This is a genomic window from Paenibacillus arenilitoris (genome assembly GCF_014705655.1).
Lineage (GTDB): Bacteria > Bacillota > Bacilli > Paenibacillales > Paenibacillaceae > Pristimantibacillus > Pristimantibacillus arenilitoris.
The window spans coordinates 1-12,725 of record NZ_JACXIY010000020.1; the positions used below are offsets into that span (position 1 = coordinate 1).

Consider the following 12,725-nt stretch of genomic DNA (forward strand, 5'->3'; position numbering starts at 1 on the left):
TGCCATACTCTCACAATAGGGAACTTTTTTGTTTTTGAAAAGGAAAACTTTCAGATCATGTTAGGTTTGTCGCATGGCTAGTGCAATAATTGAAACTAAATTACTCTTAAACCTATTCTCTTTCGATTTAGTCTCAATTATTGAATCTATGCGGTACCGTTCGAGCTTTCCCATTAGATATTATCCGAATTTGTTTCAAAATTTGAAACTAGATCACCAGCTAGTACCCATCTTTCGCTCTTAATTTCAGTTTTTGAAATTGATTCCCGCGCAGAGAGACCCATTTAACTGATCGGCTGCTCGGAAACGGCGGAAATGAGCTAAAGTAGCGTTTAGAGGTTGACGTGACGGTTCAGATCCCATCATTTAGATCCGATGCGCAAATTTGAGTTAGTTAAGACGAAAATGGTGCTAATGCTTCTCTAGGCGACTATATCAAACAGCCTTTCAAGGGGCTTAGCTCCCCTGAAAGGCTGCGTATGCGGATATAGTCACCCGCGTCATATGGCTGTTGTTTTCGTACCGAGCTGCGCGGCTTCGTCGGCCGCCGCGCTTATGGTCCGCTCTACGGCATCGCTGATCCGCTCGGCTTCCTCTTGGATTTTGCCGATCTGCTCGGTGGCGTATCGCCGAACCGTCGCGACGGGCATGAACAGCATGCGCGGCGAGATCGCCTCTTTTCGGCGCCGTTCCTTCGACGATTTCTTCGGCTTGCTCGTCAGCACTCGAATCAGAATGCGCAAATAAACGCGCGTGCTCTTCGCGAACAAGCCTTCCGGGAGCTCGTATATTTCAAAACCGAGCTTGTCGGCCCCGCGGTGAATCATCGTGACCCCGTATACCGCTTTAATGTCCTTCGCTTCCGTATCGCCCGCCAGCTGGTTCGCGAGCAGCGGCAGCGCCTGCTCCACCTCGCGGATCATGCGGATGCCGGTTGCGACGGGCGATTTGGACTCGGCGGCGATGGCGGATAATTTCTTGTTGTCGAAGTGCAGCTCCGCAATTAGATCGCCCTTCGTCACGCGGCTCCCCCCAACCAGCTCTACCGTTTCCCCGTTATACGTCGTTACGCGATAGTGGAAAGCCGGATTGTTCTTGTCGCCGACCGTCTTGAGCCGGAACGCAAGGTGGAACGCCTTCTCCCACAGCAGCCACAGCGAGATCAGCAGCCTCTTCCATACGGATGCGTGCGACGCCCTGGCGGAGTCGGTCAGCTTGATCATCTCTTGGATGTCCACGAAGCGGTAGCCGCGCCGCGTCCCTTCCTCCAAATAAGCTTCGAGCGCGGCCAGCATGTTCCGCGGAGCATCCTTATCCGCTCCGAACGTCATGCCGCAATCGTGAAGCAGGATGACCTCGCCGGGCCTAAGCTTCCTCATCATCCGCTTGCGAAGCCGTTCCGCCCCGACGCGGATACGCCAATCCCCGAACATGGCCGACCACAAAATAATTTGCAAATAGCCGAGATTGGCGTAATCGAATACGTTTACGATTCCCCATGGCGGCCGATAATAAGCCGAACGCTCGCCCGTCGCTTTCTCGATAAGTTCCGCGGTGCGTTCGATTTGGCGCTTCACCGTACGGGGCCTCATCAGCCAGTTCGATTTATGAACGTAGTTATGAATGCCGATGACATGACCTTCCTCCTTCATCCGGCGCAGCAGCGCCTCCTGCCCCTCCGCGTGCGAGCCCACGACAAAAAAAGTCGCCTTCGCCTTATAGCGGGCGAGCAAATCGAGCAGCTGCGGCGTATAGACCGGATCCGGGCCGTCATCGAACGTAAGGGCGATCTCTCTCTGCGCGCGCCCTTTCTTGAATACGCGAAAGCCGAACGTTCGGCTGATGATGCCGGGAAGAAACGCGTAGAAGGTCGCTACGTATAAACCCCAGAGCAGTAATTTTTCCATTTTTGTTTTCCCCACCGTTTTGTGATTTAGTCGACGAATGGATAGCGGTACAAAACAACAACGATAGCTTTAATTGTAGCATACCGCAATAAAAAATAGGCATCTTTTTAAAAACTATAGTACAATCTTTAAGGAAATATGATTCTGGAATAAAGAAGGGGTGTAACGATGCTGCCGTTTTACAAAAAATATTGGCGAACCGCCTTCGACATCGCGCTGATCGCCCTCACCGTCTATTTAATTATGTATTCCTTCAGCTATTTGTACCGCATTGCGACGCCCGTATTTTATTCCTTTCTTATCTTTTTGTGCATCGAGCCTCTCGCCAGGCGGCTGAACAAGCTGGGGGTGAAAAAATCGATCGCCTCCGGCATTTCGATATTGCTGTTCGCGATCCTCATTCTCGGGGCGTTCTCGGGAGTCGCCTTCCTCATTACGAAGCAAGGCACCGAGCTGGCCGAAAATTTCCCGAAATACCAGAAAATGTTCGCCGAGCAAATCGCGAATATTACGGCGGAAGTCCAGCAGCGGTTCGGCAATCTGCCGGAAGATCTGGATCTGGTTCAGCGCTCCAAGGAGCTGATCGAAGGGGCTTCGGCTACGATCGCCACGTTCGGGAAGAACGTGCTGATGAATATCATCGGCTATGTCTCCTCGTTCTCGACGTTCATTTTCAACTTTATCGTGGGCATCATTCTCGCTTATTTCCTAAGCATCGAGATTACGACGTGGAAGCAGACGGCCGATGACAAGACGCCAAGGACGTTCAAGAACGTATTTTTCTTCCTGCGCAACAACGTCTTCAAAGGCATCGCGCTTTATATTAAAGCGCAGGCTAAGATGATCAGCATCACCTTCGTCGTCATTCTGGCGGCGCTTATTCTGCTCGGAGTGAAGAACGCGTTCGTCATCGCGGTCGTAGCGGCGATTTTCGATATTTTGCCGCTGCTCGGGGTCGGCACCGTCTTTATCCCTTGGATCATATATTTGATCATCGTCGGCAAAATTTCGCTCGCGATTTGGCTGTCGGTCCTGTTCCTTGTCGTCGTACTCACGCGCCAGATTCTCGAGCCCAAGATTACGGGCGACTCCCTCGGCGTATCCGCCTTCACGATGCTTGCCTTCATGATCGTGTCGCTGTCGCTGTTCGGGGTAGCAGGCGTCATCCTGTCGCCGATCCTGATGATCCTGATCAAGGCGCTGTATGACCAAGGCTACTTCCACCGCTGGATCCGGGCCCCGCAAGGCGAGTTCGAGACGAACGCGGACGGCACGCCATTCGTCGACAAGCTGAAGAATCAGGAAACGAAGGAAGAAGCGTAAGCGTAGTTCTGAACCGACTGCGCCTGATCTCGATCGTCCGCCGTCTGGCGAACAATAAAAGGCCGCACCGTGAACACATCGGTGCGGCCTTTCCCAATGCTGCGCGGCACTTCCGAAAAAAGCGCGGCTGAGCAATTCTTGAGCGAGCGGTAGAGCATCGGGTGGGCGCTCGCTATTGCCCGCGCCCACGCCCGCCCGCCTTGGCCGCGGCAATATCCATAATGCCGCGGAACAGCTTCGTCGCCCGGTTGGCGCTGCCGGGCGGCCGGTTTTCCACGAGCACGGCGATGGCGTAGCTCGGCTGCTTGACCGGGCCGTAGCCCGCAAACCACTGGTGGTTGCGGTCGATTCCGGCCCGTTTGGTCTCGGCGGTGCCGGATTTCCCGGCCACCGCCCACGCCCCCTGGCGGATCGATCGACCCGTCCCGTGGTCGACGACCGCCTCCATGCCGCGCAGCAGCGCCTGGGCGGTGGCCGGCCTGATCCGGCCGCCGAGCCCTTGCGCCCGCTGCGCGGGCAGCTTCGCCATCCGCTGGCCGTTGGCATAGCGGATTTCGCTGACGAGGCGCGGCTCCATCACGCGCCCGCCGTTCAATAGCGTGACGATTAAGTTCGCCGCCTGTAGCGGCGTCATTCTAACGTCACGCTGACCGATCCCGCTTTGCGCGAGCGCGCCGCCGTCGACCGCGGCGAGCGAAGCGGCCTTCTCGGCGGCTTCCCGCTTGCCTGCCCGCTTGCCGCTGCCGCTCCCCGTCCCTGGCTCCGCCGGCGCGAACAGCTGCCCGGCCTCCTCCTCCTCCAGCAGCCGCAGCGCGTTCGGGAACGGCCCGAACGGGCGGTCGCGGTGCCAGCCCGCCTTCTGCCCGATGCCGAGCGCCGCAGCGATGCGCTGCAGCTCGGAGGGCCGAAGCCGCTCGGCGATCGTCGCGAATACGATATTGCACGACTGGGCCAGCCCTTCCTGCAGCGTGAGCCGGCCGTGGCCGCCCTCCTTCCAGCAGGACAAGCCGTATTTCCCGTATTCGCCGTCGCATTCGAACACTTCGTCCTTGTCCGCAGCCCCCGCTTCGAGCGCCGCCGCCTCGGTGACCAGCTTGAAGATCGAGCCCGGCTCGACCGCCTGAAGCGCGTGGTTCGCCCACTCGGTCCCGTCCGAGGAGGAGAATGCCCCCGGCTTCAGCTTCGGACGCGACACCATGGCGAGCACGTCGGCATTGTTCGCGTCCAGCACGACGACCGCCCCTTCCGTCAAGCCTTGCTCGTCGACGTAAGCTTCGATCTCGTTCTGAAGAGCCAGGTCGAGCGTCGTCTTCACCTTCAGCGGATAATAGGGGCTGCGAGGCTGATGGACGCGGGCGTCGAGCCCATGGAGCGGCGCGTTCCGGCCGTCGATAAAGTAGGAGACGCTCGTCTCCCCGACGCCGTGCAGCAGCCGGTCCAGCGACTTCTCAAGCCCCGCCCCGCCGACCTGATCCGTCAGCCTGCGTTTCCCTTCCGCAAGCTCCTCCGCATGCACATCTTCGAGCCATTCCGGATGCTGGCTCGTAAAGCCGATCGCATGTTTGGGCTCGAACCGCTGCATATAGCGGTTGCGGTACGGCAACACGCGAATGCCGTCCAGCTTCAGACTTGCGATACGCTCCGCTTGCTCCTCGCTGAGCCGCATCGGCAGCCTATCGCCGTCCCGCTTCCAGAATACCGGCGCCGTCACCGAGTTCCAGACGGCGTCCAGCTCCGCCCGCGATACGCCGAGCAGGCCGCTAAGCGCGTTCAGCTCTTCCTCTTCGCCGCGCGATTTGGCCCGCACCGGAAACAATGCGGCCGCCGAATACGTCTCTCCGGTAATCGCGTAGCCGTTCCGGTCGTAGAAATCCCCTCGCCCCGTATCGAGCACCAACAGGCGCTGCCGCTGGACGACCGACATGCGCTGCCAGCTTCCGCGGCTTGCGGCGCTCTTGTAGGCGGGCGCCGCCGGACTGCCCGGGATGAGCTGCAGCCAGGCAAGCCGCCCGACGAATATCATCATGACCGCGCTGATGAACAGCGCGGCGATCCAGATTCGCTTGTACATGCGATGACCCATAAGGCCGGCACTCCTTTTTGTTGCAGCCTTCCTTCCCATGAGGCCGCTTGCGCGGCCGCTTCCCTTATTATTCCTTCCCGCGCAGCCGTTCAAACCTGGCCGCTAGACGAAAAAAAACCGCTCGACCATGCGGCCAAGCGGCTTCCCTTCCTTGTCTTTACGATATTTTAAACTGGGAAAGCGAGTTTTTGAGCTCGCGGGATACGGCGTCGAGCTTCTCGGACAACCGGACCATGCCGTCGCTGATGCTGAGCTGCTCGGAGCTGAGCGAAGCTACCTCCTCCGAAGTAGCGGACGATTCCTCGGCTACCGCGCTTACGTTCGTCATCGCTTCGGCAAGCACGAGCTGCGACTGGTCGAGCTGGCTGATGGAATCCGTCACCACGTCGAGCTTCTCGGCGAATTGTCCCATTTGGCCTTGCACGCTCAGGAAAATTTGGTTCGCTTCCTTAACCGATCCGATTTGCTCCTGGAACAGCGGATAAGCGTCCGACAGTACGCTCACCGTCTCGTCGATCTCGCCCCTGATTTTTTCGGTAATCTGGCCGACGACGTCGATCGATTGGCGCGATTGGTCGGCGAGCTTGCGGATTTCGTCGGCTACGACCATGAAGCCTTTGCCGGCCGCTCCCGCGCGCGCCGCTTCGATCGTGGCGTTCAGGGAAAGAATATTCGTTTGTTTCGTCAAGTTGTTGAGCACGTCCAAAATTTTGACGATCGAGCCCGTGCTTTCCTTCAGCGCATCGACCTTCTCGACCATCGAGCGCGTCATTTCCTCCGTCATGCCCGTCTTCTCGATCAACACGCCCATATAGGCCGTGCCTTGCTCGCTCGCCTTCTCGACCTCGGCCGCCGAACGGACCATCTGCTGATTGGCGTCGATCACTTTCTTCATCATGACGTCGATATTGGCGGTCAGGTCGTTGCCCTTCTCCGCTTCGACCGCAAGGCTGGTCGCTCCGCCCGCGATCTCTTCGGTCGCGACGGCGATCTCCTTCGCCGATATCGCCGTCTTGCGGGAAGCTTCGCTAAGATCGGTCGCCGTCAAGAGCACGTCCTCGGCCGAACGCGTCGTCTGGACCGCAAGATCTTTGATCTGCGCCATCATGACGTTGAAGCTGACGCCCAGCTCCCCGATCTCGTCGCTGCGGTTCTCCATCTCGGAGCGGACCGTCAGATTGCCTCTGGAGCCTTCGTTCATCAGGTTCCTCAGCTTCACAAGCGGATGTGCGACCGTCCGGATGACCATGAAGCCGATCAGGACGGCAAGCACCGCCGCAACGGCAACCGTAATCCAGGTCAACGTTTGAATCGCCTTCGCGTCCCTGACGAGCTCCTTCACCGGAATGGTGCCGACCAGCTTCCAGTTCATCGCCTCGAACGTCTTGTAAGCGGCCAGCACGTCCGTGCCGTCCGTCGAATTCACTTTGGCGGAGCCATGCTCCGCTTCGTCGCCTTCGGTCGGCAGGCTCACCTTCATCGGCTTGCCGATCAGCGATTCATCGTGGTACGTGATATAGTTGCCCGCTCCGTCGACGACCGCCATCTCGCTGTCCTTGCCGAGCACGACGTCGCTATAACGGCTCGAAAGCGTCGAGATGTCGATTTCCATCAGGAGGACGTAATTCGCTTCGTTCGACATCGAATCCTTGAGCAGCCGGCTGACGCCGATCGTCTGCGTGCTCCCCGAGCCGGAAAGGCCATCGGGCTGAGGCGGAATCCAGTTCGTCTTCCCGGCCATGTCCACCGTCTGCTTGAACCATTCGGATTGCAGCAGCTTCTCCGCGCTGCCGGCCGATGCGGAGCCCGCCGTTACGGCGCTCAATTCGGGGTTAAGCGGCAGCAGGATCAGATTGCTGATCGTGCTGTTGCCCATAATATAGCTTTGCATTCTGTCGCTCAGCTTGCGCGACGCCTCGAATTTGCTGTAGTCGTCGCCGCTATCAAGCATCGTGCGGACCGTTTCGTGAAAGTCCTTATCGATCAAAATTTGAAGCGTAAGATCCTCGTACGTTTTAAAAATAACGTCCAAATTGTTCGCGACCTGGTTCACCGTCTGGAAGCTTGCGTCCGAAACCTTGCTCTCCACGATTTGCTTCGATTTCGAATACGCCATAAGACCTACCGTCAGGACGCAGGCGATAATGCTGCAGAAGATGATCAGGAACAGCTTCATTCCGACCGACTTGATCGGGCTCCCCAGCTTCGTCTCCTGCATCGCCGTTTTGGCCGCATTGCCTAGCCCCTTCAACCCTGTTTGCGCTTTCAAAACGAGCTCTGACCGTCCTGCGTCGGCACCGTTCCGATCGCTTTCCTTCTTGGGCTTTTTTGTTTTTTTCTCGTCTCCGTTTTTCATGGAAAAGCCACCGCCTTTAAAATTGTAAGTCTAAATTAGTCCTTAGGTTGCTAGCGAATCTAGCCGAAATATGTAATTGCAATCTATTAGTTTATATCGGCAGGCGGCAGTCAATTCATAATACCGTTCGCAAAAAAAGAGCCTTATTTTGTCGAAAAAATAAGACTCAAGTATGACTTCCGGCATTATCGGTTCCCTGTTTTTTTCCTCATCATGTCCATCGGGCGAACGGGCTTCAGCGTGCGGATCCGCACGGGCTGCAGCGGGTGGCGCGCGGCGTCCAGCGGTGCACCTTCGGCATCGGTCAGCTCGGAGACCGTTTGCTTGAAGAAGACGCCCTTCGGCCCTACGAACTCCACCTCTTGGCCTAACTTGAAATGATTGCGCTGCTGTACCGTCGCAAACCCGGTTTTGTCGTCGTATTCGAGCACGACGCCGGCAAAATCATAAGGCGCCGCCTTCTCCTCCGGTTCGTAGATATGGTCCTCCGCGCCCGGCGCATCCAGAAAAAAGCCCGTATTGAGCGGCCGATTGGCGGCTTTGTTGATTTCCTCGACCCATTCCCGCTTCAATTCGTAACGCTCCGGATCTTCGAAATACGCATCGATCGCCTGTCGGTAGACGTTGACGACGGTCGCCACGTAATGAATGCTTTTCATCCGGCCCTCGATCTTGAAGCTGTCGACGCCGACCTCGATCAGCTCGGGCAAATATTCGATCATGCACAAATCTTTGGAGCCCATCGTAAACTTGTCTTCGTCCTCGGGATACAGCGGCATATCGTCCACGAACAGATCGTATTTCCAGCGGCACGATTGGCAGCAGCCGCCGCGGTTCGAATCCCGGTCCGTAAAATGGTTCGACAGCACGCACCGCCCGGAGAACGAAGAGCACATCGCGCCGTGGATGAACGCTTCGATCTCGATATCCACGTGCTTTTTAATTTCCGCGATGTCCTGGAAGCTGGTCTCCCGGGCCAGCACGACTCGGGGCAGCCCCTCGTCCTTCCAGAACTGCACGGCCTGCCAGTTCAGCGTCGATTGCTGCGTGCTGAGATGAACCTCCAGCTTCGGCGCGACCCGCTGCGAGGTTTCGATGATGGCGGGATCGGCGGCGATGATCGCGGCGATTCCGACCTCCTGGAGCGTCCGCAAATAGTCCTCTAACCCTTCGACGTCCTCGTTATGCGCGTATATATTGGTCGCGACGAATATTTTCGCACCGTACCGGTTCGCGAATTCGACGCCTTCCCGCATTTCCTCGAAGCTGAAATTGTCCGCGCCCGAGCGCAGACCGTATTTTTGACCGCCGATGTACACCGCGTCGGCGCCGTAGTGGACCGCGAATTTCAGCTTCTCCAGGTTGCCGGCCGGCGCTAGCAGCTCGGGCTTGTCCAGCCGATGACGCTTGCCATGGTACCTCGCGGTCGATCGTTCCGTAACCGTCATTCTCTCTACCTCCTGCGAATCAATACACTTGCTCTTTGTAAAAGAATCCATAGCTCAGCTCGCGATTCGGGTCCTGTACCGCCCGGATCGACTCCAGCCATTCCTCGCGGAATTCGTAGCCTTGAGGATCCGCTAGGTAGGCATCGATCGCTTGGCGGTAAGCGCGGATAACGGTCTCATTGTATTCGACGGTTTTCATAATGCCCTCGACCTTTAAGCTGTTCACTCCCGCTTCCATCAGCTCATGCAAATTTTCGATCATGCAAATGTCGTCCGAGCTCATAATATGCGTGCCGTTCGCGTCCTCGAAGATCGGGTAGCGCTCGTCCTGGCGCTCCGCTTCCATGACGTACAGGCCGCGGTCCTTGTCTCTTTGAACGAGACGTTCCGGCTCCTGCCGATGCTCCATGTAGCTGTTCACGAGCGAACGCTTGGAATGGTAAATATTCGTCATCCCGTGCACCTGAACCTGCACTTCCAGCTCGGTCCCCTCGGTCGTTTCGATAACCTGCTCCATGTTCAGCTCGCGCGCGAGCACGTACCGGGTCGCGCCTCTTCTTCCCCAGTAATTGGCCGTCACGTAATTCGTCGACGTCATCTCCGCGTTCCAATGCAACGCCATGCCCGGCGCGTGCACCCGTGCGGCCATCAGCACCGCCGGATCGCCGAACACGATCGCGTCCGCGCCCGCCTCGGCAACCGCGGCCACATAGGCGTGCAGCGACTCGACCGCTTCGTTGTCCATCAAATTATTGAGCGCCGCGTATATTTTGACCCCATGCGGTTTCGCGAGATTTACCGCTTCGGCCATGGCGTCCAATTTAAATTCGCCGGCCAGCCGCATGCCGTAGCGCTCTTCGCCGATGACGAACGCGTCGGCGCCCGCGCCGATAAGCCGCTCCAGCTCCTCCATGGACGCGGCGGTCGTTAATAATTCCGGCTTATAAGGCATTTTTGATCCTCCTCGAAAAAAGTTAACCGCGCCGGCCTCGCCCTAATGATGCGCAAGACTTAAGATAAGCGCGGCCAACTTGCCTGGTGTGGCAACGGCGCGGCTTATTCCGCGGCCTCGTTGCTCTTCTCGATGTTCTTCAAATGCTCCTGATACGTCTTCGCGAATAAATGCGTCTGGCTGCCGTCCTTCTTCGTGACGTAGAAGAAAAAATCGGAAGGCTCGGGATATAGCGCGGCCTTAATGGATGCAAGGCTAGGGCTTGCGATCGGTCCGGGCGGAAGTCCTTCGACCTTATAGGTGTTGTACGGACTATCGATTTGCAGATCCTTCTCGTACAGCCGCTCTTTCGGCTTATCGAGCGAATATTGCACGGTCGCGTCGATTTGCAGCATCATTCCGTCCTTGATCCGGTTATAAATGACGCCGGCCACCAGCGCCCGCTCCTCGTCCACGACCACCTCGCGCTCGACGAGCGAAGCGATCGTCAGCAGCTCGTGAAGAGTCATGTCCTTCGTCTCGAGCTCGTCCATCCAGCCTTCCGGCAGCTCGGCCAGCTTGCGGTCAAGCTCCGATACCATCCGGTTCATGATGTCCTCTTCGGTGCTGCCCTTTTTCATCTCGTAGGTTTCCGGGAACAAGTATCCTTCCAGCCGTTGATGCAGCTTGTCGTCCTGCGGTATCGTACGGACGGCCTCCGCATCGGCCCATGCCGTATGCGTTGCGGCCAGCTCCAAAAATTTATTTTTGTCGACCAGCTTCTCCCCGGCCAGCTTGTCCGCGATTTGCAATACCGTGAAGCCTTCCGGTATCGTGAAGCGGATCGTCTCGACCGCCACCGTGTCGCCGGCGTTCAGCTTGGCGATGATCGCGTCGTTCTCCATCCCGGGACGAAGCTCGTACGAGCCCGCTTGAAAGCGTGCGCCTTGGTCGCTCAGCCTCAAATAATACTTGAATAGGAAGGAGTTCTTAATGATGCCGTGCTGCTCGAGCAAATCCGCCACTTCGTTGGCCGAGGTGCCTTTCGGAATATCCACCTTGACGGCGTCGCCCGCCTTCGTCGGCTGAAGGCTGCTCCATACGTATAACGCCGCGCTTCCCGCGCCGATAACCATGATGCCAAGCAAGCTTAAAATAACCCACATCGTAATCCGGCTCCGCTTCGGACCGTTGCCGTGCGCAAACCGCCGTGAAGAATTGTCCAACCTGTGCGACCCCCTCATGATATAAGCGAAAACGTCTGTAATCTAACAAAAGAGCGGTTATCGGCCGCCCTTTCGTCTCCTTGCATATGCTCTTGTAGCCTCTTACGGCCGCTCGTCGTCCGCAAACAATAAGTCGTCATATGCTTCAGACGCCGCTTCCCATTCCTCATCGTCTTCTATCGTTTCGAGCTGAGGCTCGCCGTCCGCGTGTAGAACGCGGAACAGCTCTACCTCATCCTCCGGGCGCATGCGCTCGGATTGGAGAGCCGCATAGACGCGGCCGCCCAATTGAAATTCGGCTTTGATCTCGTAGACGAGAGAGCCGCCGTCCTCCGCTTCCAATTCGATCTCCTTGCCGAACGCCTCCTTCAGGCTGTTCCGCTTAAGCGGAGCGTCGTGTCCGGAGCTTGACATTAGTCTTGCTCCTCCATCTCTCCGAGCAGCGTATTGAACGTCTCCTCGACCATGCTCCACTCTTCCTCGTCTTCGATCGTGTACAGCTTCAAATCGTCGCCTTCCTCCTCATAGCGGAAAGCGTATACTTCGTCTTCCTCGTCGTTCTCGCTGGCGAGCGGAACGACCATCATATATTTCTGATCGGAACCATCAACCTCGAACTTCATGATGACTTCGAATTCCTCTTCGTTGCCTTCCTCGTCCGGAATATAGATGATTTCCGGCTCTTCGAATTCCATATCCTCTTTTGTCATGTTCACCATCACCTTTTCGCTTTAGAATCGAGATAATTTTGCAAAATAAGCGTCGCCGCCATTTTGTCCACGACAAGCTTGCGCTTCTTCCGACTGACGTCCGCTTCCAGAAGCGTCCGTTCCGCGGCTACCGTCGTCAGCCTTTCATCCCATAGGTGAACAGGTATGTTTAGCTTTTCCTGAAGCTGTTCTGCAAATGCGATGCAAATTTCGCCACGAGGACCAATCGTTCCGTTCATGTTCTTCGGCAAGCCGACGACGATCTCGCTGACCTCATGCTCCTTCACGAGGCCCTCGATGCGGTCGAACTCGCCGCCGTCCCGCCTGCGTTCGACGACTCCGAGTCCTTGCGCGGTCCAGCGAAAAGCATCGCTGACGGCGACGCCGATATTGCGGTCGCCGTAATCCAGTCCCATCAATCTCATTGCCCGTCCGGCTCCTAACTTTCTCGTTATTGTTTCTTGTGGCTCAAATAAAACCGGACGAGCTCTTCGATCAATTCGTCTCGTTCTTTCTTGCGAATCAAGCTTCTGGCGTTGTTATGCCGCGGGATATACGCGGGATCCCCGGACAACAAATACCCAACGATCTGGTTAATCGGATTGTACTCTTTCTCCAGGAGCGCTTCATGCACGGATAACAAAATATCCTGAGAAGATTCGGCCCCTTCCGCCGTCACGTTAAACTTCATCGTTTTGTCCATGGAACTCATCGCCAGCACCTCGCTTTCCAAACCGCTAT

At 57.0% G+C, this 12,725-nt stretch carries 11 protein-coding genes; 1 reads left to right on the forward strand and 10 read right to left on the reverse strand.

Going from position 1 to position 12,725, the window contains the following annotated elements; genetic code table 11:
• Positions 1-500: 500 nt before the first annotated feature.
• Positions 501-1,907 (reverse strand): polysaccharide deacetylase family protein, encoded by a 1,407-nt coding sequence (locus IDH41_RS17535; RefSeq protein ID WP_190863277.1) that lies wholly within the window; start codon positions 1,905-1,907, stop codon positions 501-503.
• A 168-nt stretch (positions 1,908-2,075) separates the two neighbouring features.
• Here IDH41_RS17535 and ytvI point away from each other — a divergent pair, with 168 nt between their 5' ends.
• On the forward strand, positions 2,076-3,230 hold the full coding sequence (ytvI, locus tag IDH41_RS17540; RefSeq protein WP_190863279.1) for a sporulation integral membrane protein YtvI: 1,155 nt from the start codon (positions 2,076-2,078) through the stop codon (positions 3,228-3,230).
• A gap of 172 nt (positions 3,231-3,402) precedes the next feature.
• Here ytvI and IDH41_RS17545 read toward each other — a convergent pair whose 3' ends face one another.
• From IDH41_RS17545 to IDH41_RS17585, 9 genes are all read right to left on the reverse strand, one after another.
• A complete protein-coding gene (locus IDH41_RS17545) occupies positions 3,403-5,313 on the reverse strand; it encodes a peptidoglycan D,D-transpeptidase FtsI family protein (protein ID WP_223829818.1) in 1,911 nt (636 codons plus the stop codon).
• Between the two features lie 157 nt (positions 5,314-5,470).
• Positions 5,471-7,669 carry a methyl-accepting chemotaxis protein gene (locus tag IDH41_RS17550; RefSeq protein ID WP_223829819.1) on the reverse strand — a complete coding sequence of 733 codons (2,199 nt, stop codon included), beginning with the start codon at positions 7,667-7,669 and terminating at the stop codon, positions 5,471-5,473.
• 185 nt (positions 7,670-7,854) lie between these two features.
• Positions 7,855-9,117, reverse strand: a complete 1,263-nt coding sequence (locus IDH41_RS17555; RefSeq protein ID WP_190863280.1) for a peptidase U32 family protein — start codon at positions 9,115-9,117, stop codon at positions 7,855-7,857.
• 19 nt (positions 9,118-9,136) lie between these two features.
• Positions 9,137-10,069: a peptidase U32 family protein gene (locus IDH41_RS17560; RefSeq protein WP_190863282.1), complete on the reverse strand. Its 933-nt coding sequence runs from the start codon at positions 10,067-10,069 to the stop codon at positions 9,137-9,139.
• Between the two features lie 104 nt (positions 10,070-10,173).
• On the reverse strand, positions 10,174-11,214 hold the full coding sequence (gene mltG, locus IDH41_RS17565) for an endolytic transglycosylase MltG (RefSeq protein WP_223829828.1): 1,041 nt from the start codon (positions 11,212-11,214) through the stop codon (positions 10,174-10,176).
• A 162-nt stretch (positions 11,215-11,376) separates the two neighbouring features.
• A complete protein-coding gene (locus IDH41_RS17570) occupies positions 11,377-11,688 on the reverse strand; it encodes a DUF1292 domain-containing protein (protein ID WP_190863285.1) in 312 nt (103 codons plus the stop codon).
• Positions 11,688-11,984: a DUF1292 domain-containing protein gene (locus tag IDH41_RS17575; protein ID WP_190863287.1), complete on the reverse strand. Its 297-nt coding sequence runs from the start codon at positions 11,982-11,984 to the stop codon at positions 11,688-11,690. The genes IDH41_RS17570 and IDH41_RS17575 overlap by 1 nt, the downstream gene beginning before the upstream one ends.
• Positions 11,985-11,992: 8 nt before the next feature.
• A complete protein-coding gene (gene ruvX / locus IDH41_RS17580) occupies positions 11,993-12,409 on the reverse strand; it encodes a Holliday junction resolvase RuvX (RefSeq protein ID WP_190863289.1) in 417 nt (138 codons plus the stop codon).
• A 26-nt stretch (positions 12,410-12,435) separates the two neighbouring features.
• A complete protein-coding gene (locus IDH41_RS17585) occupies positions 12,436-12,696 on the reverse strand; it encodes an IreB family regulatory phosphoprotein (protein WP_190863508.1) in 261 nt (86 codons plus the stop codon).
• Positions 12,697-12,725: the final 29 nt, after the last annotated feature.